This is a genomic window from Kitasatospora sp. NPDC054795 (assembly GCF_053611565.1).
Map to the genome: position 1 here is coordinate 121,750 of NZ_JBSHAP010000004.1, position 21,861 is coordinate 143,610.

The following is a 21,861-nucleotide window of genomic DNA, read 5'->3' on the forward strand; positions in this document are numbered from 1 at the left end:
CGCCGCCCGCACAGGAAGTCGGCCCGCCCGACTTCCTGTGCTCACCCCTGGGGGTCAGTTCCACGGTTCCCGGTCGGGGTCTTCGCCCAGCACCTTCGCGGCGGCCACGCAGAGGTCCCTGCCGTAGATCTGGTTGCTGCCGTACCCGGAGCCCCACCGGTCGGTGGCGGCCCGGGCCACGGAGCGCCAGGTGAAGTCCTCGTCGACTCGCCACGTCCGTATCTGCACGGCCGTCTCCGTCGTGAGCGCCGCCGGGTCCACAAGGCTGGGTTTCATTCCGGCGGCCCCACGGCGTGTCCGACAGTTCCGGCGGGCCGTCGGTCAGTCCTTCGCCTCGACCTCGACGGCGGCCCGGATGTCCAGTGTGCGCAGGGCCAGTTCCTCGGGCTCGCCGGCGCCCGTCTCGTCGACGACGATGCCGACGGTGGTGCCGTCCGCCCAGGCGCAGGTGGTGAGGGACGCGGCCGGGTAGTCGAGCACCGCGCAGTCCAGCGCGCCGCCGAGGGGGCCGGCCGGGTAGTCCTGGCGGTCGACCACCGTCTCGCCCGACGGGTCGCTCATCGTCTGCGTGCCGAAGTACTTGTCCAGCTCCCGCCGGACGTCCGGGAAGCTGCCGGTCAGCCCGATCACGGTCAGCGTGGTTTCGGTCGACCCGGCGGCGCCGTAGCCGGCCACCGTCAGCTCCCGGTACGGCCGCAGGGCCGTCATCTGCCGCTCGATGTCGGCGCGCAGGGCCAGGGTGCTGTCCTCGTCCGGGAGCCGCACCTGGTCGCCGATCCGGTCCGCGAGCACGATCCGGTGCCGTGTCGGGGCGCCGGCCCCGGTCACCGCCGCGACGGTCAGCGCGGCGAACAGGCCGACGACCACGACCGCCGCGATCAGAGCCTTGCGCGGCACCCGCCGGTACCAGGGCAGCGGAGCCACCGGCTCCAGGGTGTTCGCCCAGATCGCCCGGAGACCGCTGGGCCTCTCGGCCCCCTGGGCACCCTCGAAGGTGGTCGTATCGTCACTCTGCACGGGGCCGGATCCTACGTCAGCGCCCGGAAGGCCCGCCGGGGTTTTCCGGGCGCCGACGCCGCCGGTGGCAGCCGCGTCCCCAGCCTCACGGGACAGAACGCCCAGGGACACCGCGGGTGTTCGCGGTCGATGCCGAGCAGGTTCCACTCATGTTTCTCGTCAACCAGCCGATGCCTCGACCTCAGGGCCGTCGGCATTCGGAGTGAACCATGACGACGCCCTCCGAACAGGGCAAAGGCCACCGGGCGCGCCCATGGCCGCTCCCGCACGCCCCTGCCTCCGGATGCGATGCGGCGTCAGGATGGCAACCGGTTGTGTCCGTCCCAGCGACAGGAGAACAGCATGGGAGAGCACTCGAAGCCGCCGCCGGACCCGAGCCAGGGGACTCCGCCGCCGAACAACGCCGATGGGAAGGTCACCCCGCCGCCGCCGAGCAACGGCAAGCACAAGAAGTGATGACGAGCGACGACGGGGGCCTGGCCGGGTACCGGGCAGGCCTGTACGTGGAGATGGAGCGGCGTGGGGCGTGGCCGGAGGATTCGCCGTGGCTGCGCGACGCCTTCGCCGTGCTGCCGCGCGACCGGTTCGCGCCGGACCGGTTGTGGTGGTGGGACGGCTGGGCCTACGTGCCGATCGACCGCGCGGAGGACCGGGACAGGTGGGCCGCCGAGCTGTACTCCGGCGTCGATGCGCCGGCCGTCACCCAGCTCACCGGCGGCCTCCCGTCGTCGTCGCTGTCCGCACCCTCCGTGGTGGCGGACATGCTGGACAGCCTCCGGGTGGAGCCGGGGCACCGGGTGTGGGACATCGGCACCGGGCAGGGCTGGACTGCGGCGCTGTCCGCCTGGCGGGCCGGGCCGGGCCGGGTGGTCACCACCGAGGTCGACGAGCACCTGGCCGCGTTCGCCCGGGCCAGGCTCGCGGACGCCGGGCTCGACGTCGAGGCGACGGCCGGGGACGGTACCGGCGGCGGGGTGCCGGGCGGCGGCCCGGTCGACCGCCTCCACGCCGCCTACGCCGTCGAGACCGTCCCCTGGTCCTGGGTGGCGGCGGTCCGGCCGGGCGGACGGATCGTCTACCCCTGGGGGCGGCTGGGGTACGTCGCCCTCACCGTCGCCGACGACGGTGCCGCCGCCCACGGCCGGGTCCACGGCCTGGCCCAGTTCATGGGCGACCGGACCGGCCCGGCCCAGCCGAGCACCGGCCCCGCCGCGTACGCGCAGGTGCGTGGCGACGCCGAACCCGAGACCCGCCGGGCACTGGACCGCGACCCGGCCGGCCTGGAGGACTGGCACCTCCGGTTCGCGCTGCGCGTCGCCGTCCCGGAGGCCGTGCTGTTCACCGAACAGAGCGCGGACGGGCCGGCCGCCCTGGTCCACGACGGGGACCGCTCATGGGCCGAGATCCGCCCGGGCACGGACGGTCGGCCGCTGCTCCTCCAGGGCGGGCCGCGCCGCCTCGGCGACGAACTGCTGGCCGCCTGGTCCCAGTGGGAGGACCTGGGGCGTCCCGATCTGTACGACTACGGCGTCACCGTCACCCCCGACTCCCAGTGGGCGTGGCAGGGCGACCCGGACACCGGCCCGCGCTGGCCCATCGGACTCGGGCGGGACGGGGACTTTGCGGCCAATGACGCATCCGCTTGTGCCCTGCTCGACGACATGCCGACCGAGTGGCCCGCCGTCTGATTCGCGGACCCGCCCGGCGTCCGAGCGATCACGCCCGGCCCCTCCACCTGACGTGCGTTGCGCGAGAAGTCGGCCCGGCCGACTTCTCGCGCCGGGCTCGGGAGTCGGGTGTGTGAGGCCTGCGACTCCCGGGGAGGTCAGCGGCGTGTGAGGGCCTGTGCAGGCTTGCCGAAGGCCTGTTTGCGCGATTCATTTGCACGGAAAGGCCCGACAGCCCGCGAAGGGGGGATCACAGATGCTGCTGAACTTCAGAGTCGCGAACCACCGCTCGATCAGAGACGAGCAATCACTCCAGCTGAACCCGGTCTATGACGCGGACAGGCCGTCCGGGACACACTGGGAAGCGGTCCCTGTGGTGGGTATCTTCGGAGCCAACGCCGCTGGTAAGTCGAATCTCATCGACGCGCTGGAGTACATGGGCAGGATGGTCGTCAGCTCGCACCGCGACGCGGAGCCGGGCGGGGGCGTGGCCCGTCAACCCTTCCGTCTCGAAGAGGCGGCACGCGGGGAGCCGTCCTGGTACGTGGTGGACCTGCTGATCGACGGAATTCGTTACACCTACGGGTTCAGCGTGGACGACGAGCAGGTGGTCGACGAGTGGCTGCACAGTTTCCCCCACGGCAGGAAGCGCAAGATCTTCGAGCGTTCGGCCGACGGGTTGGAGATCGGCGACTCGCAGCACCGGCGGGAGCTGGAGCTGGTCGAGAACATCACCGAGCCCAACGTCCTCTTCATGTCCCTCGCCGCCCGCTCCCGGCAGGACGACTTCCGCCCGGTGTACGACTGGTTCGCCCGAAGTCTCCAGTGCAGCCGGCGGCTACTGGGTGTGGGCGGCACCGGTACGGTGCGAATCCTTGAGAACCCGGACCGGCACCCGGAATTCATCGGGCTGTTGCGTGCCGCGGATCTCGGGATCGCCGAATGCGGCACGGAGCGCGTGCTGGTCGATGAGGAAGAGCTGCGAAAGCGCTACGGTGCGCGCATTCCGCAGTGGCGGTTGGCAGACCTCGAAGAGCACGGGCCGCGCGAGGTCATGCGCCCATGGATAGGACATCGTGGGCGCGACGGGATCGTCAGGATGGACGTGTCCGAGGAGTCAGAGGGCACGCGGGCTCTGCTGCGGCAAGCACCCCTCATCATGGGGGCGCTCCGCCGAGGTGGGACCTTCGTGGTGGATGAGATCGATTCGAGTCTCCACCCGATCCTGACCGCGCGCCTTATCGGTCTCTTCCAGGAGTCCGCGACCAATCCGAACGGCGCCCAGCTGATCTTCACCTCGCACGACGCCAGCCTGCTCGGCCGAACCGACGGTGAGGACGTCCTGCGGCGGGACCAGGTCTGGTTCGTGGAGAAGAACGAACACGGTGAGACCGAGCTGTTCGCCCTCGCCGACTTCAAGCCGCGCCAGGAGGAGAACCGCGAGCGGCGGTATCTCAGTGGGAGTTACGGCGGCGTTCCGTACATCGACGACGATTTTGCCAGCGCCGTGGCGGCGCGGGGGGACGATGATGGCAAGGGCGGCGAAGCCGAGCGGACGCAAGCGTCCCTGTTTTGACACAGCACTGACCAGGCGGGCGGGACACCGGGAGTCGAAGCAGAGGCTTCTGGTGGTCTGTGGCGCGGAGGTAACCGAACGCGACTGCCTCCAGGGGCTGAAGTCGAGTGCTCGAAATTCCGCGGTCTCCGTGAAGATAGCCGAGCATCCGAAGTCGCCCTCCCAGGTCGTCGACCGTGCCGAGTTCCTGCGTGACCAGGCCGATGGCGAGTACGACGAGGTGTGGTGCGTGCTCGACGTCGACGAATTCCCCAACCTGGGGCAGGTCGTGGCCGAGGCGCGGAAGAAGAACATCGAGGTGGCGTTCTCCAATCCGTGCTTCGAGGTGTGGCTTCTGCTGCATTTCACGGAGTACCGCCGCCCGGCCCGTTCGTTCAGGGAACTCCTGCCAGTCCTGGAGAGAACCTTCCCGTCCGGATACAACAAGGTCGGCATGCAGTTCGACGTCTACGAGCCGCATTGGCGACTGGCAGCGAGCCGGGCGAAGAAACTGGCCGAACTCGGGACGGAGCACGAGGTCAATCCGTCCACCGGCATGTGGAAGCTCGCGCTCGCCATCGGAGGTGGCGAGGCTCAGCCGTGACGGAGAACGGTGCTGACGACTCGCACAGCCGTCCGGTCTTGCGCGAGAAGTCGGGCGGGCCGACTTCTCACGCAGCGCGGCCCGCCGACGACCGCCGGGGTCAGGAGATCGAGAAGCCCATCCGGTTCACCACCGGGGTCATCGGCACGTACATCACCTGCGCGTAGCAGGTCGTCGGGTGCGCCGTGGAGCCGGCCGGGCAGCCGACCTCCGACCGGGCGGCCACGATCACGCCGCGGGCCTCCATGTCGCCGTTCGGGCCGGACGGGTTCGCCACTGCCGGGCCGCCGCTGTCGCCCTTCGCGGCGATCGCCCGGCGGTCGCCGCCCTTCGACTCCGCGACGTCCACCGGCTTGATCCTCGTGCCCTCGTCGTTCGTCGTCTCCACGTCGACCCGCTTGATCTGCACGTCGCACTTCCACCCCGACTGGGCACCGCTGAGGCAGATCAGGTCCCCGACGTTGTTCCGCCCGGCGCCGTACGTGTGCCGGGACGAGCCGCCCCTGTCCGACCAGGCGCCGTCGTAGAACCGGCCGCCGCCGCTCCCGTTGATCGCGATCATGCCGACGTCCAGGCCGTCCCCGACCGAGGACAGGTCGCCGATGTAGCTCCCGGTGCCGTTGTAGTACCGGCCGCCGCCGCAGTGCGCGGCGGTCAGTACCACCTTCGTCCCGCCCTTCCAGCCGCTGAACGCCGTCGAGCAGAACGACGCCTTTCCGGTGCTGACCTCGGCACCCGCGTAGTGCGGCGCGCTGTCGGAGTGCCGGCTGCCGGACAGTGCGACCGGGGTCTCCTCGACGCCGGCCGTCACCGGCATCCCGGCGATCTCGGCGGCCTGCCGGGAGTACGCCTGCACTGCCGTGTCACCGCCGGTCAGCTGCTTCGCCTTCGCCCGCGCGTACGTGATCGCGATGGCGGCGCCGTCCTCCTGCGGGCCGATCGACGTCCACGCGTCGCGCGCCACGGCGGCGGTGAACCGGTCGATCGCGGCGCGCATCTCGGCGCGGGAGTACGGGCTCCGGTGGACGTCGACGGTGTAGCCGGGGCCGGCGCTCGCGGCGTTCGCGTCGAGCAGGGAGCGGACCTCGGCCGGGGCCTCGCCCTTCCAGTAGATGTCGGCGTGCCGGTTCGCCGGGTCGATCACCGTCCCGGCATAGCCGACGGCCGCCGGATCCCCGGACTCCACCCAGTCCTGCACCGGGTCCGTCATGCGGTGGATCAGCTGCTGGGCCTGCGGGTCGCGGAGCACCGGCAGGCTGACGGACAGGTACGGCTCGTCCTGAACGGTGTCGACGGCGACCAGGCCGGAGGCGACCACGGTGGTCAGGACCAGGGACAACGCGAGGCGGGAGCGGCGCACGGGCGGGTCCTTCCGGCATGTGTCGATGGGTCGATACTCAGCGTAGGGGTGGATGAACGGTCCGCTACGTCCGGACGTCGCGGCCCGGGCCGGCAGTCGGTGCACGCGTGCGGCGACGCGCCCCCGGGAGGGGCGGGGCGGCGTCCCGGGGGCGGGTGGGGCGCCTGCGCCCCAGGCCCGGTCCGGTGGCGGCCGCGCAGGAAGTCGGGCCTGTCGACTTCCTGCGCGACTTCCTGCGCGGGTTCCTGTGCGGGCGGATAGCATCGGGCCCGTGAACCCGTACTGGCACGTCGTGCTGCCACCGCTCAGCGCCTGATCGGGCGCGCGCTTCGGTGGCTTGACCCTGCGACCCCGGCCCGGCCCGATGGCGGCCGCCGTGGGCCGACGGCGTGCGCCCGTTCTCGGAACCAGTTCCCCCGACGGTTTTCGACGACGGAAGTCCACGACTGTGCCGAATCGTTTGTCCTCGCCCGCCCGTTCCCTTCCCACGGCTCCCCGCCGCACCCGCCCGCGCGGTGGCGCGGGGCCGATCCTGATCGCCGCCGTCCTCTGGGGCACCACCGGGACGGCCGGTTCGCTGGCGCCCGACGGGGCCCCGGCGGCGGGGATCGGGGCCGCCGGGCTGGTGCTCGGCGGGCTGCTGCTGCTCCTTACCGACCGCGCCGCCCGCGTGCTGCCCCGGGAGTGCGGGCCGCGCGAACGCTGGCTGCTCGCCGCCGGCGCGGTCGCGGTGGCCGGGTATCCGGTCACCTTCTACCCGGCGGTCGGCCGTACGGGCGTGGCGGTGGCCACCGTGATCGCGCTCGGCAGCGCGCCGGTGTTCACCGGGCTGCTCGGGTGGCTCACCCGGCAGGGGCGGCCGGGCGGGCGGTGGGCCGGGGCCACGGCGCTGGCCATGCTCGGCTGCGCGCTCCTGGTGCTGGGCCCCGAACTCGCCGGGGGCGGTGGGGCGGTGGACCCGCTGGGGGTGCTGCTGGCGGCGCTCTCGGGACTCTCGTACGCCGGGTACTCGCTGATCGGCGGGCGGCTGATCACGGCCGGACACCCCTCCGGCGGGGTGATGGGCGCGATGTTCGGCGGTGGCGCGCTGATCGTGCTGCCGGTACTGCTCGCGGGCGACCTGGAGTGGCTCGCCTCGGCGCGCGGGGCGGGCGTGGTGCTGCACCTCGCGGTGGTCACCACCTTCCTCGCGTACTGGCTGTTCGGCCGCGGCCTGCGGCACACCACCGCCCAGACCGCCACCACCCTGACCCTCGCCGAACCGGCCGTCGCCGCGGTACTCGGAGTGGCCGCCCTGGGCGAGCGCCTGCCGGCGCTCTCCTGGTGCGGCCTCGCCGTCCTCGCCGCCGGCCTGGCCTTCCTGGCGCTCCCGGGACGGCGGTAGGCCCGACGCCCCTGCACGGGAAGTCGGCCGGGCCGACTTCCCGTGCGGCAGCGGCGAGTTCGCGGAAGCCGGTTGCCGTCGATGGTCCCGTCTGTTGGGCTTGCGGGCGGAGGGCCCGACCGAGGCCGCCGACTTCCTTGCCGTACGAGGGGAATCCCGTCATGCCCGACAACGCCACCGGCCCGCTCGACCTGCTCGCCCGCTACCGGCGGGCGATGCTCGACCTGGACGCGGACGCCCTGGCCGACCTCTACGCGGAGGACGGGGTGCACGAGTTCCCGTTCCTGTTCCCCGGGGTGCCCGAGCGGTACCGGGGACGGGAGGAGATCCGGGCCGGGTACCGCGCGATCTGGGGCCCGAGCGCGGCGCGGCCGCGGGAGATCCGGGGGGTGGCCGTCCACCCGGGGGCCGATCCGGAGGTGCTCACCGTCGAGCAGCAGGTGGTCGGGACGCACGCCGGCACCGGCGAGCCGTTCACCGTGCCGGGCCTGCTGGTGATGCGGGCCCGGGGCGGGCTGCTGGTGCACGTCCGGGACTACATGGACGGCCTGGGCGTGGCCCGTGCGATGGGGCGGCTGGGTGCCGTCGCCGCCCGGCTGGAGGCCGGGGAGTAGGGCGTCGGCCCGGCCGGCCTCCGGTGCGGGCCGGTCAGAGGGCGAAGTGGGCGGCGATGCCGTCGAGGACGCAGTCGAGGCCGGTCTCGAACTGCCAGTCGGGGTCGTCCTTGCGGGTGGCGGTGTGGAGGTAGCGCCGGTAGTTGGGGTAGCGGCCGGTGCCCATCAGCCAGGTCATCCGGGGGGCGAGGCCGGCCCGGGTCTGGTCGCCGTCGGACCAGCCGCGTTCGCGGCGCAGGGCGTTCAGGGTGACCTCGGTGGTGACCGAGCCGTGGACGTAGCCGGTGACGGTGCGGAACACCGCCATGGTGGTGTCGGCGTCCAGGCCGTGTTCGGCCAGGGCGGCGAACGCGTGCTCGGGGACGGCGAGTTGGTGGGGGCTGAGGGAGAACGGGGTGGCCGTCCGGACGGTCCACGGGTGGGCCAGATGCATGGCCCGCAGGTTGAGGGCCAGGGCGCGCATGGTGTCCCGCCAGCCCTCGGCGGGGGTGCCCAGCGGGAGCCGGCCGTAGACGAAGTCGACCATCAGCTCGATGAGCTCGTCCTTGCCGGAGACGTACCGGTAGGCGGCCATCGGGGCGACGCCGAGTTCGGCGGCGAGCCGGCGCATGGTGACGGCCTCCAGGCCCTCGGCATCGGCGACGGCGACGGCGGCCTCGGCGATCCGCTGCGGGGTCAGGGTGGTGCGCGGTGCGGGGGCCGGGCGGGCCAGGCGCTCCCAGAGCGAGACCGGGGGCCTGTCGCCGCCGGTGGGGGTGTCCCCGGCTGGGGTCTGCTGAGCGGGCACGGGGCGGGCTCCTTCCGACTGGGGTCGGGCCCACCGTAGCACTCCGCGTGTACGGCGTATCCACAGTGGACGACGTACGCGCCGATGTGTACGTTGTATCCGACAGATACGCCGTACACATCAGTTGTCCCGGAGGGGGATTCCCATGTCCACGGAGCAGAGCCTGACGGAGCAGCACCTGAAGGAGCGGCACCTGAAGGTCGCCGTCCTCGTCGGCAGCACCCGCGAGGGCCGCTTCGGCCCGGTGGTCACCGACTGGCTGCTCGGCCACCTGGAGGCCCACGGCGACCTGACCGCCGACCGGATCGACCTGGTGGAGACCCCACTGCCCACCACCTTCCCGTCCTTCGGCGGCGAACTTCCGCCGGGCGAAGCCGAGTTGCTGGCCGCCGTGTCGCCCCGACTGGAAGCGGCCGACGCCTTCGTGATCGTCACGCCCGAGTACAACCACAGCTTCCCGGCCCCACTGAAGAACGCCATCGACTGGCACAACCGGGAGTGGCACGGCAAGCCGGTCGCCTTCGTCTCGTACGGCGGCCTGTCCGGGGGCCTGCGGGCCGTCGAACAGCTCCGGGTGGTGCTGGCCGAGCTGAACGCCGCGACGATCCGCAACACGGTCAGCTTCCACGGCGCCGGCCAGCGCTTCGACGCCGACGGCAAGGCGATCGACCCGGCCGCCGACGCCGCCGCCAAGACCATGCTCGACCAGCTCGTCTGGTGGGCCCAGGCGCTGCGGGACGCCCGCCGGGCCCGCCCGTTCGCGGCCTGAGCCGGGGCAGGGGGCGGAGACCATGGCCATGGAACCGGTCGAGGGCCAGGCCGAGAGGCAGTCCGAGAGGCAGTCCGAGGAGCGGCCCAAGCCGCCGTTGCTCGGTGTTGTCGGGCTGATGCTCGGCATCTTCCTCTCGGCCCTCGACGGGCAGATCATCGGCACCGCGCTGCCGACCGTCGTCGGCGACCTCGGCGGACTGGAGCACCTCTCCTGGGCGGTCACCGCCTACCTGCTGACCTCCGCCGCGGCCACCCCGCTCTGGGGCCGGCTCGGCGACCTGTACGGGCGCAAGGGCGCCTACCAGTGGGCGGTGGTGGTGTTCCTGGCGGGCTCGGTGCTGGCCGGACTCGCCCAGGACATGGGGCAGTTGATCGCCTTCCGGGGCCTCCAGGGGATCGGCGCTGGCGGGCTGATGGTCGGCGCGCTCTCGGTGATCGGGGTGCTCGTCCCCGCCTCCGACCGGGCGCGGGTGCAGTCGGTGGTCGGCGTGCTGATGCCGATCGCCTTCGTCGGCGGACCGCTGCTCGGCGGCTTCCTCACCGAACGGCTGAGCTGGCGCTGGGCCTTCTACGTCAACCTGCCGGTCGGGCTGGTCGCGCTGCTCGCGGTCGGCGTCGGGGTGCGGCTGCGGACCGAGCGGGTGCGCGCCCCGTTCGACCGGGCCGGGGTCGTCCTGCTGACCACCGGCATCCTCGCGCTCACCCTGGTCAGCAGCTGGGGCGGCGCCGCCTACTCCTGGACCTCCCCGGTGCTCCTCGGCACGGCGCTGGTGGCGCTGGTCGCGCTGGGCTGGTTCGTCCGGACCGAACTGCGCGCCCCCGGGCCGCTGATCCCGCCCGCGCTGTTCCGCGACCGCAACTTCACGGTGGCGCAGGTGCTCGGCTTCCTCGCCGGCGCGGTGATGATCGCCCTGGTCGGCTACCTGCCGCTCTACCTGCAACTGGCCCGGGGCGCCTCACCCACCGCCGGCGGCCTGCTCCTGCTGCCGCTGATGCTCGGCATGATGGGCACCCAGCTGGTGACGGCGCGGCTGATGGGCCGGCCGGGCGGCGAGCGGCGCTACCCGCTGCTGGGCGGCGCGCTCACCCTGGTCGGCGGCGCACTGCTGCTGCTCCTGCGCACCGACACCCCGATCGCCCTGGCCGCGGCCCTCACGGCCGTTGCCGGGATCGGCCTTGGCCTGGTGATGCAGAGCACCCTGCTGACCTCGATGGGGGCCGTGCCGCCCCAGGACATGGGCGCGGCGATGGGCGTGGTGACGCTGCTGCGGAGCATCGGCGGCTCGCTCGGCATGGCGGCGCTCGGCGCGGTCTACACGGCGCGGCTCACGGACTCCCTCACGGAGCGCCTCGGGTCCGCCGAGGCCGGCCGGCTCACCGGCGGCGGGCTGACCCCGTCATCCCTCGACGGCCTCCCGGCGGAGGTCCGCGACGCCGTCGGGGCGGCGGTCACCGGCGGCCTGCACGGCACGGTCGTGGGCGGTGTCCTGTTGGCGGCCGCGGCGACGGCCCTCGCCTGCCTGGTCCGCCCGAGCCGGGCCCAGCAGCCGGCCGGAGCCGGAACCCGGGCCGATGCCCCGGCCGATGCCCCGGCCGATGCCCCGGCCGATGCCCGGGCCGATGCCCGGGCCGATGCCCGGGCCGATGCCCGGGCCGATGCCCGGGCCGATGCCCCGGCCGATGCCCCGGCCGAAGCCCGGGCGGAGACGAAGGCCTGAGGCGTTACGAGGCACGCGAAACGGCCCCCGGCGGAGCAGGACTCCGCCGGGGGCCGTCAGGCTGTCGGGATCAGCGGGTGATCAGCACTCGATGACGTTCACGGCGAGGCCGCCGCGCGAGGTCTCCTTGTACTTGATCTTCATGTCGGCCCCGGTCTCCTTCATCGTCTTGATCGCCTTGTCCAGCGAGACGTGGTGCCGTCCGTCGCCGCGCAGGGCCATCCGGGCCGCGGTGACGGCCTTGACGGACGCCATGCCGTTGCGCTCGATGCAGGGGATCTGGACCAGGCCGCCGACCGGGTCGCAGGTGAGGCCGAGGTTGTGCTCGATGCCGATCTCGGCGGCGTTCTCGACCTGCTCGGGGGTGCCGCCGAGGACCTCGGCGAGGCCGCCCGCGGCCATCGAGCAGGCGGAGCCGACCTCGCCCTGGCAGCCGACCTCGGCGCCGGAGATGGAGGCGTTCTCCTTGAAGAGCATGCCGATGGCGCCGGCCGCGAGCAGGAAGCGGACGATGCCGTCGTCGTCGGCGCCCGGGATGAAGTTCAGGTAGTAGTGCAGGACGGCCGGGATGATCCCGGCGGCGCCGTTGGTCGGCGCGGTGACCACCCGGCGTCCGGAGGCGTTCTCCTCGTTGACGGCCATCGCGTAGAGGGTCACCCACTCCATCGCGTTGGCCGGCCCGATGCCCTCGGCGCGCAGCGCACGGGCGCCGGACGCGGCCCGGCGGCGGACCTTCAGCCCGCCCGGCAGGATGCCCTCGCGGGACATGCCGGCCCGCACGCACTCCTGCATCACGGACCAGATCTCCAGCAGACCGGTCCGGATCTCCTCCTCGCTGCGCCAGGCCTTCTCGTTCTCCAGCATCAGGCCGGAGATCGACAGGCCGGTCTCCCGGCTGAGCCGCAGCAGCTCGTCACCGGTGCGGAAGGGGTACTTCAGCGCGGTGTCGTCGGGCTTGACCCGGTCCGCGCCGATCGCGTCCTCGTCCACGACGAAGCCGCCGCCGACCGAGTAGTAGGTCTTCTCCAGCAGGGTTGAGCCGTCCGCCGCGTACGCCCACAGGGTCATGCCGTTGGCGTGGTACGGCAGCGAGCGGCGGCGGTGCAGGACCAGCTGGGTGTCCGGGTCGAAGTCGATGGTGTGCTCGCCGACCAGGTTGATCCGCTTCTCGGCGATGATCCGCTCGACGTCCTTGTCGGCCTGGTCGACGTCGATGGTGCGGGGCGAGGCGTTCTCCAGGCCCAGCAGGACGGCCTTCGGGGTGCCGTGGCCGTGGCCGGTGGCGCCGAGCGAGCCGTACAGCTCGGCGCGCACCCCCGTCACCCCGTCCAGGAGGCCTTCGGAGCGCAGTCGGCGGGCGAACATCCGGGCGGCGCGCATCGGGCCCACGGTGTGGGAGCTCGACGGGCCGATGCCGATGGAGAAGAGGTCGAAGACGCTGATGGCCACGGGGGACGTCCTTGTCTGGTCTCGTGGAAGGACTTGCGGGCAGGGAGGGGCCGACACGGGACGGGGCACCGCGCGCACTGTCCAGTGTGCGCGGTGCCCCGGGGTGCCAGGTACGCCGGAGGGGTGAGGCCGGTCACCCCGCCCGAACGATCACCGGAGTGATCAGAGGTTCGGGTACAGCGGGTACTTGTCGGCCAGGGCGCTGACCCGGGCCTTCAGTGCGGTGGCGACGGTCTCGTCGAAGGCGGGCTTGAGCGCCTCGGCGATGATGTCGGCGACCTCGCGGAAGTCCTCGGCCTGGAAGCCGCGGGTGGCCAGGGCCGGGGTGCCGATGCGCAGGCCCGAGGTGACCATCGGCGGGCGCGGGTCGTTCGGGATGGCGTTGCGGTTGACGGTGATGCCGACCTCGTGGAGACGGTCCTCGGCCTGCTGGCCGTCGAGCTGGCTGTTGCGCAGGTCGACCAGGACCAGGTGGACGTCGGTGCCACCGGAGAGCACGCTGGCGCCGGCCTCGGCCACATCGGCCTGGAGCAGGCGCTCGGCGAGGATGCGGGCGCCGTCCAGGGTGCGCTGCTGGCGCTCCTTGAACTCCTCCGAGGCCGCGACCTTGAAGGCGACGGCCTTGCCGGCGATCACGTGCTCCAGCGGGCCGCCCTGCTGGCCGGGGAAGACCGCGGAGTTGATCTTCTTGGCGTACTCGGCCTTGGACAGGATGACGCCGCCGCGCGGGCCGCCCAGGGTCTTGTGGGTGGTGGTGGTGACCACGTCCGCGTACGGCACCGGGTTCGGGTGCAGCCCGGCGGCCACCAGGCCGGCGAAGTGCGCCATGTCCACCATGAGCAGCGCGCCGACCTCGTCGGCGATCCGGCGGAACGCGGCGAAGTCGAGCTGGCGCGGGTAGGCCGACCAGCCGGCGATGATCAGCTTCGGCTGGTGCTCCTTGGCGAGGCGCTCGACCTCGGCCATGTCGACCTGGCCGGTCTTCTCGTCCACGTGGTACGCGGCCACGTTGTAGAGCTTGCCGGAGAAGTTGATCTTCATGCCGTGGGTCAGGTGACCGCCGTGGGCCAGGCTCAGGCCCAGGATGGTGTCACCCGGCTGGATCAGCGCGAACATCGCGGCGGCGTTGGCCTGCGCGCCGGAGTGCGGCTGGACGTTGGCGTGCTCGGCGCCGAACAGTGCCTTGATGCGGTCGATCGCGATCTGCTCGACCACGTCGACGTGCTCGCAGCCGCCGTAGTAGCGGCGGCCGGGGTAGCCCTCCGCGTACTTGTTGGTCAGCACCGAGCCCTGGGCCTCCATGACCGCCACCGGGGCGAAGTTCTCGGAGGCGATCATCTCCAGGGTGGTCTGCTGGCGGTGCAGCTCGGCGTCGACCGCGGCGGCGATCTCCGGGTCGAGGGCGTGCAGGGACTGGTTGAGAACCGTCATGGTGTGGTCTTCCCGGGAGGAGGAGGGAAAGGGGCCGGGGCGGGGCGGACCGCCGTGCGCGGCCCGTCCCGTCGGGTGGCTCAGCCCTGGGGGTTGATGAGCGCGTCGTACTCGTCGGCGCTGAGCAGCTCGTCGGTGGCCTCGACGCGCACCTTGAACAGCCAGGCGTTCCCGAACGGGTCCGCGTTCACGGAGGCCGGGTCGTCGATGACGTCCTGGTTGATGTCGGTGACCTCGCCGGTCACCGGGGAGTACAGGTCGCTGACCGACTTGGTGGACTCCAGCTCGCCACAGGTCTCGCCGGCGGTCACGGTGTCGCCGACCTCGGGCAGCTGCACGTAGACGATGTCACCGAGGGCGGTGGCGGCGTGCTCCGTGATGCCGACCGTGGAGACACCGTCCGCGGCCGCGGTCAGCCACTCGTGCTCCTTGGTGTACTGCAGGTGCTGGGGGTTGCTCATGGCGTCATTCTCCAGGATGGGAAGCGGGTACGACGAAGCGGGCCGCCGCGCGGACGGCCGCGACGTGCGCAAACGGAAAAACGGGGGTCTCGGCGAAGGCTCAGCGGGCGCGCTTGTAGAACGGCAGCGCCACGACCTGGACGGGCTCGTGCTTGCCGCGCACGTCCACCGCGACGGTGCTGCCGGGGGCGGCGTGGGCGGCGTCGACGTAGGCCATCGCGATCGGCTTGCCCAGGGTCGGGGACGGCGCGCCGGAGGTGATCCGGCCGATCGGCTCGCCCTCGGTGGAGACCACGGTGTACTCGGCGCGCGGAACCCGCTTGCCCTCGGAGACCAGGCCGACCAACACCTTCGGCGGGTTGGTCTCGGCCGCCGCGGCGGCCTGCTCCAGCGCCTTGCGGCCGATGAAGGCGCCCTCGTTGGTGGTCTTGTCGAAGCGGACGACCCGGCCCAGGCCGGCGTCGAACGGGGTGAGGTCGGTGGACAGCTCGTGCCCGTACAGCGGCATGCCGGCCTCCAGGCGCAGCGTGTCGCGGCAGGACAGGCCGCACGGGATCAGGCCGTGGCCCTCGCCCGCGGCGGTCAGCGCCTGCCAGACCGCCTCGGCGTCGGCCGGCCGGCAGAAGATCTCGAAGCCGTCCTCACCGGTGTAGCCGGTGCGGGCGAGCAGCACGTCGCGGTCGGCCACCCGGGCCGGGAGGATCGCGTAGTACTTCAGGCCGGGCAGGTCGGCGTCGGTGGTCTTCGCCAGGATGCCGGTGGCCTCCGGGCCCTGGACGGCGATCAGCGCGTAGGTGTCGCGGTCGTCGGTGACGACGGCGTCGAAGCCCTTGGCGCGGGCGATCAGCTCGTCGAGGACCAGCTGGGCGTTGGAGGCGTTGGCGACGACCAGGAAGGCGTCCTCGCGCAGGCGGTAGACGATCAGGTCGTCCAGGATGCCGCCGTCCTCGGCGCAGATCATGGTGTAGCGGGCGCGCAGCACGCCCAACGCGGAGACGAAGCCGACCAGCGCGTGGTCCAGCATCTCGCCCGCCTGCGGGCCGGTGACGGTGATCTCGCCCATGTGCGAGAGGTCGAACAGACCGGCCTGGGTGCGGACCGCGAGGTGCTCCTCGCGCTCGCTGCCGTAGCGCAGCGGCATGTCCCAGCCGGCGAAGTCGGTCATGGTCGCGCCGAGGGCGCGGTGCAGCGCGTCGAGCGCGGTCAGGCGGAGGGACGACATGGCCAGGAACTCCTCGGTCGGGGCACTCAGGGGTGCACGCGCCGGACCGGACCCGGTGGGGGCCGACCCTGCGCGCGGGCATGCGGCGGCGTGGGTCTCCCCATCTGTCGTCGAACCTGAGAGCTTCACCGCCCGCCGCCCGCAGCTGTTTCCAGCTTGGGGGACAGCATGACGGCTTGCACCGTGGGTGGGCGCACGACAGGGCCGGGCGCCGCTTTCCAGATGTGCCTAACCCGTGCGGTAGGGGTGCCTGAGAGATTCCGGGGAGGACTTGCTCCTTCGGCGCCGGCTGTACCTGAACGGCACTCCGGGCTCTCCCGCGCGGGTTCGAGCGGCCGGTATGGAGTTGTGGGGGCCCGCGGCGCATGCCGTCGGACGGGCACATCATGGCACGTCCGGGACGGAGAGGGGAGAGGGGACCCGGTCACACCGCGCGCCATCCGGACGCCGGCCCGCGCGGCACCCGGACGCGGGCCCGGGACGGCACCCGGGACCGGGGCCCGCGGGGCACCCGAACACGAGCCCTAAAGGGGAGGGCCCGGGGGCCTAGACTGCTGCGCGTCGGCGCAGCAGAGGGCGGCCGAGCGGCAGAGGGCGGGATCGGCGGCGCATGGGGTACCCGGTGGAGCAGCAGCAGGGGTGGGGCGGACCGCAGGAGGCGCCGGCGGGCGGTTCCTGGCCGGCCAACGAGCTGGAGCAGGTGCTGACCGCGGCCCTGGGCGACCCGGGCGCGACGCCGAGGGTGATCGAGGTGCTGGCGCGCAGCCAGGTGTGGGTGCCGCTGCCGGCCGGGGCCGATCCGCAGGGGCAGGCGCTGGACCTGCCGACCGTCGAGCTGGGCGGCGATCCGTACGTGCCGGTGTTCTCCTCGCAGGAGGTGTTCCTCCAGCAGGCGCCGGGGATGGCCTTCGCGGTGGCGCCGGTGTGGGAGTTCGCCCGCGGGCTGCCGCTGGGCGTGGGCATCGCGGTGAACCCGGACGCGGCCGTGGGCATCCCGGTGCCGCCGCAGGGGGTCGCCGAACTGCGCCGCGGTCCGCGCGGGGACCGCTGGGAGGCCGCCGACGACGCCACGGCGCCGACCGGTGGCCGGGTGGCGCTGCGCGAGCCGGTGCCGGGCGAGGACCCGGAGCACTTCCTGGCCGCCTGCCGGGGCGAACTGTCGGCGCTGCCGGGAGTGTTGACCGCCCGCAGGGCACTGGCCAGCATCGAGGGCGAGCCGACCGTGATGTTCGTGGGCGTCCAGCTGGACCCGGCGGTACCGGCCGATCCGGCCGCGGTGAACGACGCGCTCGGCCGAGCGCTGGGAACCGCGCCGCTGCCCGGCGGCGTCCACCTCGTACTGCTCGACCTCGCCGACGACCCGGTGGTCGAGTGGCTGCTCACCCGGGTACAGCCGTTCTATTCGCGGGGCTGAGCGGGGTTCGTATCAAAGGCACGTCGCCGTGGCGGTGGCCGGTGCAGCGCCATAGGGTGCGTGCAGACGGCCGACGGGCCGGCGGGTTGAGGGAAAGAGGCGCGGCGAGGTGGGCGCATGAGTGCGGGAACGGGAGCGGGCGGTGTGCCGGGGCCCTGGGGCCAGGCACCGGCCGGGCGCCCGGGAGCTGATCCCGGCGCGTTGGAGCGCGCCCTGCGCGACGTCGCGCCGGAGCGCTACGACGCGTACGAGCGGCTGCTGCACGCGCTGGCGGACGGCCAGGTCTGGATGCTGCTGTGGCACGGCACGCCGGGCAGCCCGGACGCCCAGTACGGGAACATGGAGATCAGCGGCCACGGCTACGCGCCGGCCGTCACCTCGTCCGAGCAGCTGACCGCCTCCGGCTGGGCGCGGGCCCACGAGGTCATCTCCGGCCGGGAGATCGCGGCCTCGCTCTACCGCACCCGTTGGGGCCTGTGGCTCAACCCGCACGCGCCCGGTGGCGGCGTCGGCGTGCCCTGGGCGGACCTGCGGCGGGTCGCCGCGGGCCTGGACCGGCTGCCGGCCGGGCCGTTGAAGCTGAGCGAGCCGCAGCTGAACGCCCAGCCGTTCTTCGCGTTGCTGGAGCGGCAGGCCGCCGAGGTGCGCGCGGTGCGGGCCCTGCGCCGGGCCTGGGTGGAGCCCGCGGCGGGGGAGCCGTACCTGGCCATCGGCCTCGACCTGTACGAGAGTTCGCCGCCCGCGGTGGAGGCGGTGCGGGCGCTGATGCAGCGCGCGATCGCGGTGGCCCCGGAGGGGCTCGCGGTGTCGACGGTGGCGATGTCGGACGAGTACGACCCGGTGGCGCTGTGGATGCGCGCCAACGCGCGGCCGTTCTTCGACCGGGAGGCGGGCCGCCCGCCGACCGGTCCGTACCCGCCGGTGCCCCCGCCGCCGTACCCGGGGCAGTCGATGCCGGGCTACGGCTACGGCACCCAGCCGCCGGCGCAGGGCTGGCAGCAGCAGCCGCCGCCGCCGCAGCGGCCGTGGCCCGGCTACCCCGGGCGCTGATTCCAAAACCCATTCCCCGAAGCCGACTTGATTGTCCATCAAGTCGGCTTCGATGCTTTCCGGACGAATTTCCGGATGTGTGCTCCGGTCATCTTGACATGGCAGTTACAGCCATGTGAAGAGGTATATGCCGAAGACCGGGGAGGTGCATGCACGCAGATCACAGTTGGGCATCTGTCGGTTGGCAGGGCTGGCGCAAGCCAGTTCGGATGGCAGAGAGTTCTGCGCAACGCACCGCGCGTGCTTGAACCCCACAAGGGCGAGCGCGCACGCCGACAGTCCGCCCACGCGACGCCCATCCCGCGTGGTGGCAGTGCCTGTGCACGACGCACTGCCGTCAACACCCGCTCCTCCTAAGCACCTCCGCACGTCCGCAGCCGCACCGCCGAAGCCGGCGACCGGCACCCGTGGGCCGGCCACCGTCGGCGAGGGGACCAACTGACCATGACCGCAACCGTGACCACCGCCGGGAACGATCCGGAGGCACCCGCCACCGCAAGCCCGGCCAAGAAGATCGAGGGCCGCTCCCTCGGCCAGATCGCCTGGACCCGCTTCAAGCGGGACAAGGCCGCCGTCGCCGGCGGCGTCGTGGTGATCCTGCTGATCCTGCTCGCCGTGCTCGCCAAGCCGATCGAGTCGATGTTCGGGCTCGACCCGGACGCCCTCCACCAGGACCTGCTGGACGCCGACCTCGGCGGTCTGCCGTTCGGCGACTGGGGCGGCATGAGCTGGGACCACCCGCTCGGCGTCGACCCCCTCCAGGGCCGTGACCTGCTCACCCGCGTCATCGAGGGCTCCTGGGTCTCCCTGCTGGTCGCCTTCGGCGCGACCCTGCTGTCCAACACCATCGGCACCGTGCTCGGCATCATGGCCGGCTACTACGGCGGCTGGGTGGACACCCTGATCAGCCGGGTGATGGACGTCTTCCTGGCGTTCCCGCTGCTGCTCTTCGCCATCGCGATCTCGACCTCGCTCCAGGGCGGCGCGTTCGGCCTGCACGGCCTGCCGCTGCACATGCTGGTGCTGATCTTCGTGATCGGCTTCTTCAACTGGCCCTACATGGGCCGGATCGTGCGCGGCCAGACGCTCTCGCTGCGCGAGCGGGAGTTCGTCCACGCGGCCCGCAGCCTGGGCGCGCGCGGACCGTTCATCCTGTTCAAGGAACTGCTGCCCAACCTGGTCGGTCCGATCCTGGTCTACTCGACCCTGCTGATCCCGACCAACATCCTCTTCGAGGCCGGGCTGAGCTTCCTCGGCGTCGGCATCCAGCCTCCGCAGGCCTCCTGGGGCGGGATGCTCCAGGACGCGATCCGGTACTACCAGGTGGACCCCCAGTACATGGTGGTCCCCGGTCTGGCGATCTTCGTCACCGTGCTCGCCTTCAACCTGCTCGGCGACGGGCTGCGCGACGCCCTCGACCCCAAGAACAACTGACCTTGCGTCACTCGGACCACCCGTCACTCGACGGTGCGTCAGAATCCCTCCTCCACATCCTCAAGGGGTTGATCTCACCCATGCGTAGGTCCCGTACCGTCGCCCTGACCGCGGCGGCTGCCGCCGCGGTCCTGGTCGTGACCGGTTGCACCAGTTCGTCGAAGAACGGAGGGTCCTCCACGGCCTCCGGCTCCGCCGAGGGCGGCTCCGGTGCCAACGCGGCCACCAAGGGCATCGTCAACGCCTCGGACAAGAAGGGCGGGACGGTGACCTACGAGATGAAGGGCACCCCCGACTCGCTCGACCCGGGCAACACGTACTACGCGTACATCTACAACTTCTCGCGTCTGTACGGCCGGCCGCTGACCACCTTCAACCCGGCGCCGGGCGAGGAGGGCAACAAGCTCGTCCCGGACCTCGCCGAGTCGATGGGCCAGCAGAGCGCGGACGGCCTGACCTGGACGTACAAGCTCCGCAAGGGCCTGAAGTACGACGACGGCACCCCGATCTCCTCGAAGGACGTCAAGTACGCCATCGAGCGCTCGAACTACGCGCTGGACGTGAACTCCAACGGCCCGGTGTACTTCCACGACCTGCTGGTCGACAACGCCACGCCGTACGCGGGTCCGTACAAGGACAAGGAGGGCGGCCTCGACTCGATCGAGACGCCCGACGACACCACGATCGTCTTCCACCTGCAGCACCCCTTCGCCGACTTCGACTACCTGGTCAGCGCCCCGGAGACCGTGCCCGTCCCGCAGGCCAAGGACACCGGTGCGGAGTACGTGAAGAAGATCGCGTCCTCGGGCTCCTACAAGTTCGAGTCCTACGAGGACGGCAAGCAGGCCGTCCTGGTGCCGAACACCAACTGGGACAAGAGCACCGACCCGATCCGCAAGCAGCTCGCGGACAAGATCGTGCTCAAGTTCAACATCGACCAGGCCACCATCGACAAGGACCTGCTGGCCGGCAACGCCCAGGTCGACCTGGTGGGCGGCGGCGTCGACCCGCAGACCCAGGCGCAGATCCTGCAGAACCCGAAGCTGAAGGCCAGCACCGACAACGCCTACGGCGGCCGTCTGGTGTACATGGCGATCAACTCCAAGCTCGCGCCGTTCGACAACGTCGAGTGCCGCAAGGCCGTCCAGTACGCGATCGACAAGGTCTCGGTGCAGACCTCGCTCGGCGGCCCGATCCGCGGCCAGATCGCCAACACGGTCCTCCCGCCGGACATCGCGGGCCACCAGGACTTCAACCTGTACGAGACCAAGGACAACAAGGGCGACGAGGCCAAGGCCAAGGAAGCCCTGAAGGCCTGCGGCAAGGAGGGCGGCATCAACACCGTCCTGTCGGCCCGCACCGAGCGCGCCACCGAGGTCGCCGCGGCCACCTCGATCCAGGCCGCGCTGAAGAAGGTCGGCATCACCGCCGAGATCCAGCAGTACCCGCAGGGCAAGTACCTGCAGGACGCCGCCGGGTCCCCGCAGTTCGCGGCCGAGCACAACATCGGCCTGATGATGATGCAGTGGGGCGCCGACTGGCCGACCGGCTACGGCTTCCTCCAGCAGATCGTCGACGGCCGCACCATCAAGCCGTCCGGCAACAACAACCTGGCCCAGCTGAACGACCCCGCCGTCAACAAGCTGATCGACGACGCCGCGATCAACCCCGACAAGGGCGCCCGCGAGAAGATCTACGGCGACGTCGACAAGAAGGTCATGGAGCAGGCCGTCTACGTCCCGCTGACCTACTTCAAGGTCTTCCTGTACCGCCCGGACAACGCCACCAACCTGGTCTCCACCTCGGCGTTCTCGGGTGAGTACGACTACCTGAACATCGGCTCCACCAAGTAAGAGCCTGGCTCCGCATCCCTGAAGGCAGGTGAAGGCAGCGGCGCCCGCCGCCGTCCGGAAGATCCCGGAC

The 21,861-nt window shown here is 72.0% G+C and carries 19 protein-coding genes and 1 riboswitch; of the genes, 11 read left to right on the forward strand and 8 right to left on the reverse strand.

All coding sequences use genetic code 11. From position 1 onward, the window contains the following. Positions 1-54: 54 nt before the first annotated feature. On the reverse strand, positions 55-228 hold the full coding sequence (locus ACWGJO_RS02750) for a hypothetical protein (protein ID WP_452181805.1): 174 nt from the start codon (positions 226-228) through the stop codon (positions 55-57). 93 nt (positions 229-321) lie between these two features. After that, the gene (locus tag ACWGJO_RS02755; protein WP_452181806.1) at positions 322-1,017 is read right to left on the reverse strand and encodes a hypothetical protein; all 696 of its coding nucleotides are present in this window, start codon (positions 1,015-1,017) and stop codon (positions 322-324) included. 455 nt (positions 1,018-1,472) lie between these two features. On the opposite strand from ACWGJO_RS02755, the gene ACWGJO_RS02760 reads away from it, so the two are divergent. The 3 genes from ACWGJO_RS02760 (at position 1,473) to ACWGJO_RS02770 (ending at position 4,843) form a co-directional block, all read left to right on the forward strand. Beyond that, positions 1,473-2,705: a protein-L-isoaspartate O-methyltransferase gene (locus ACWGJO_RS02760; protein ID WP_452181807.1), complete on the forward strand. Its 1,233-nt coding sequence runs from the start codon at positions 1,473-1,475 to the stop codon at positions 2,703-2,705. Positions 2,706-2,940: 235 nt separating this feature from the next. Then, on the forward strand, positions 2,941-4,260 hold the full coding sequence (locus ACWGJO_RS02765) for an AAA family ATPase (RefSeq protein WP_452181808.1): 1,320 nt from the start codon (positions 2,941-2,943) through the stop codon (positions 4,258-4,260). Beyond that, positions 4,214-4,843 carry an RloB family protein gene (locus ACWGJO_RS02770; RefSeq protein WP_452181809.1) on the forward strand — a complete coding sequence of 210 codons (630 nt, stop codon included), beginning with the start codon at positions 4,214-4,216 and terminating at the stop codon, positions 4,841-4,843. Before ACWGJO_RS02765 ends, ACWGJO_RS02770 begins: the two co-directional genes overlap by 47 nt. A 100-nt stretch (positions 4,844-4,943) precedes the next feature. Here the strand turns inward: ACWGJO_RS02770 and ACWGJO_RS02775 are convergent, their stop codons facing one another. Continuing rightward, on the reverse strand, positions 4,944-6,203 hold the full coding sequence (locus ACWGJO_RS02775; RefSeq protein WP_452181810.1) for a hypothetical protein: 1,260 nt from the start codon (positions 6,201-6,203) through the stop codon (positions 4,944-4,946). Positions 6,204-6,651: 448 nt separating this feature from the next. On the opposite strand from ACWGJO_RS02775, the gene ACWGJO_RS02780 reads away from it, so the two are divergent. Together ACWGJO_RS02780 and ACWGJO_RS02785 are read left to right on the forward strand one after the other, a co-directional pair. After that, positions 6,652-7,587, forward strand: coding sequence for a DMT family transporter (locus tag ACWGJO_RS02780; protein WP_452181811.1), 936 nt, complete (start codon positions 6,652-6,654; stop codon positions 7,585-7,587). 161 nt (positions 7,588-7,748) lie between these two features. Next, positions 7,749-8,201 carry a nuclear transport factor 2 family protein gene (locus ACWGJO_RS02785; protein ID WP_452181812.1) on the forward strand — a complete coding sequence of 151 codons (453 nt, stop codon included), beginning with the start codon at positions 7,749-7,751 and terminating at the stop codon, positions 8,199-8,201. A gap of 34 nt (positions 8,202-8,235) precedes the next feature. On the opposite strand, the gene ACWGJO_RS02790 is transcribed toward ACWGJO_RS02785, so the two are convergent. Then, a complete protein-coding gene (locus ACWGJO_RS02790; protein WP_452181813.1) occupies positions 8,236-8,988 on the reverse strand; it encodes a TetR/AcrR family transcriptional regulator in 753 nt (250 codons plus the stop codon). Positions 8,989-9,133: 145 nt separating this feature from the next. Between ACWGJO_RS02790 and ACWGJO_RS02795 the strand changes: the two genes are divergently transcribed. Continuing rightward, complete coding sequence (locus ACWGJO_RS02795; protein ID WP_452181814.1) at positions 9,134-9,757, forward strand: NADPH-dependent FMN reductase; 624 nt, start codon at positions 9,134-9,136, stop codon at positions 9,755-9,757. Positions 9,758-9,779: 22 nt separating this feature from the next. Continuing rightward, positions 9,780-11,477 carry an MDR family MFS transporter gene (locus ACWGJO_RS02800; protein WP_452181815.1) on the forward strand — a complete coding sequence of 566 codons (1,698 nt, stop codon included), beginning with the start codon at positions 9,780-9,782 and terminating at the stop codon, positions 11,475-11,477. 81 nt (positions 11,478-11,558) lie between these two features. Here the strand turns inward: ACWGJO_RS02800 and ACWGJO_RS02805 are convergent, their stop codons facing one another. The 4 genes from ACWGJO_RS02805 to gcvT all read right to left on the reverse strand — a co-directional run bounded on the left by ACWGJO_RS02805 (position 11,559) and on the right by gcvT (position 16,040). Continuing rightward, on the reverse strand, positions 11,559-12,926 hold the full coding sequence (locus tag ACWGJO_RS02805; RefSeq protein ID WP_387690803.1) for an L-serine ammonia-lyase: 1,368 nt from the start codon (positions 12,924-12,926) through the stop codon (positions 11,559-11,561). A gap of 162 nt (positions 12,927-13,088) precedes the next feature. Further along, a complete protein-coding gene (gene glyA, locus ACWGJO_RS02810; RefSeq protein WP_359901482.1) occupies positions 13,089-14,357 on the reverse strand; it encodes a serine hydroxymethyltransferase in 1,269 nt (422 codons plus the stop codon). 80 nt (positions 14,358-14,437) lie between these two features. Continuing rightward, the gene (gcvH, locus tag ACWGJO_RS02815) at positions 14,438-14,818 is read right to left on the reverse strand and encodes a glycine cleavage system protein GcvH (RefSeq protein WP_452181816.1); all 381 of its coding nucleotides are present in this window, start codon (positions 14,816-14,818) and stop codon (positions 14,438-14,440) included. Positions 14,819-14,918: 100 nt separating this feature from the next. Further along, positions 14,919-16,040: a glycine cleavage system aminomethyltransferase GcvT gene (gene gcvT / locus ACWGJO_RS02820; protein ID WP_452181817.1), complete on the reverse strand. Its 1,122-nt coding sequence runs from the start codon at positions 16,038-16,040 to the stop codon at positions 14,919-14,921. A gap of 228 nt (positions 16,041-16,268) precedes the next feature. Further along, a riboswitch (glycine riboswitch) is annotated at positions 16,269-16,370 on the reverse strand. 280 nt (positions 16,371-16,650) lie between these two features. Here gcvT and ACWGJO_RS02825 point away from each other — a divergent pair. The 4 genes from ACWGJO_RS02825 (at position 16,651) to ACWGJO_RS02840 (ending at position 21,791) form a co-directional block, all read left to right on the forward strand. Continuing rightward, on the forward strand, positions 16,651-17,454 hold the full coding sequence (locus ACWGJO_RS02825; RefSeq protein WP_452181818.1) for an enhanced serine sensitivity protein SseB: 804 nt from the start codon (positions 16,651-16,653) through the stop codon (positions 17,452-17,454). A gap of 117 nt (positions 17,455-17,571) precedes the next feature. After that, on the forward strand, positions 17,572-18,504 hold the full coding sequence (locus tag ACWGJO_RS02830) for an enhanced serine sensitivity protein SseB C-terminal domain-containing protein (RefSeq protein WP_452181819.1): 933 nt from the start codon (positions 17,572-17,574) through the stop codon (positions 18,502-18,504). A 444-nt stretch (positions 18,505-18,948) separates the two neighbouring features. After that, a complete protein-coding gene (locus tag ACWGJO_RS02835) occupies positions 18,949-19,938 on the forward strand; it encodes an ABC transporter permease (RefSeq protein WP_359901496.1) in 990 nt (329 codons plus the stop codon). Positions 19,939-20,018: 80 nt separating this feature from the next. Next, positions 20,019-21,791, forward strand: coding sequence for an ABC transporter substrate-binding protein (locus tag ACWGJO_RS02840; protein WP_452181820.1), 1,773 nt, complete (start codon positions 20,019-20,021; stop codon positions 21,789-21,791). Positions 21,792-21,861 lie beyond the last annotated feature (70 nt).

What these genes read in the sequence shown, in the direction of transcription:
- ACWGJO_RS02760 (WP_452181807.1), top strand. Translation starts at nt 1,473, where the DNA reads ATGACGAGCGACGACGGGGGCCTGGCCGGGTACCGGGCAGGCCTGTAC.
- ACWGJO_RS02765 (WP_452181808.1), top strand. Translation starts at nt 2,941, where the DNA reads ATGCTGCTGAACTTCAGAGTCGCGAACCACCGCTCGATCAGAGACGAG.
- ACWGJO_RS02770 (WP_452181809.1), top strand. Translation starts at nt 4,214, where the DNA reads ATGGCAAGGGCGGCGAAGCCGAGCGGACGCAAGCGTCCCTGTTTTGAC.
- ACWGJO_RS02785 (WP_452181812.1), top strand. Translation starts at nt 7,749, where the DNA reads ATGCCCGACAACGCCACCGGCCCGCTCGACCTGCTCGCCCGCTACCGG.
- ACWGJO_RS02795 (WP_452181814.1), top strand. Translation starts at nt 9,134, where the DNA reads ATGTCCACGGAGCAGAGCCTGACGGAGCAGCACCTGAAGGAGCGGCAC.
- ACWGJO_RS02800 (WP_452181815.1), top strand. Translation starts at nt 9,780, where the DNA reads ATGGCCATGGAACCGGTCGAGGGCCAGGCCGAGAGGCAGTCCGAGAGG.
- glyA (WP_359901482.1), bottom strand. Translation starts at nt 14,357, where the DNA reads ATGACGGTTCTCAACCAGTCCCTGCACGCCCTCGACCCGGAGATCGCC.
- gcvH (WP_452181816.1), bottom strand. Translation starts at nt 14,818, where the DNA reads ATGAGCAACCCCCAGCACCTGCAGTACACCAAGGAGCACGAGTGGCTG.
- gcvT (WP_452181817.1), bottom strand. Translation starts at nt 16,040, where the DNA reads ATGTCGTCCCTCCGCCTGACCGCGCTCGACGCGCTGCACCGCGCCCTC.
- ACWGJO_RS02825 (WP_452181818.1), top strand. Translation starts at nt 16,651, where the DNA reads ATGGGGTACCCGGTGGAGCAGCAGCAGGGGTGGGGCGGACCGCAGGAG.
- ACWGJO_RS02830 (WP_452181819.1), top strand. Translation starts at nt 17,572, where the DNA reads ATGAGTGCGGGAACGGGAGCGGGCGGTGTGCCGGGGCCCTGGGGCCAG.
- ACWGJO_RS02835 (WP_359901496.1), top strand. Translation starts at nt 18,949, where the DNA reads ATGACCGCAACCGTGACCACCGCCGGGAACGATCCGGAGGCACCCGCC.
- ACWGJO_RS02840 (WP_452181820.1), top strand. Translation starts at nt 20,019, where the DNA reads ATGCGTAGGTCCCGTACCGTCGCCCTGACCGCGGCGGCTGCCGCCGCG.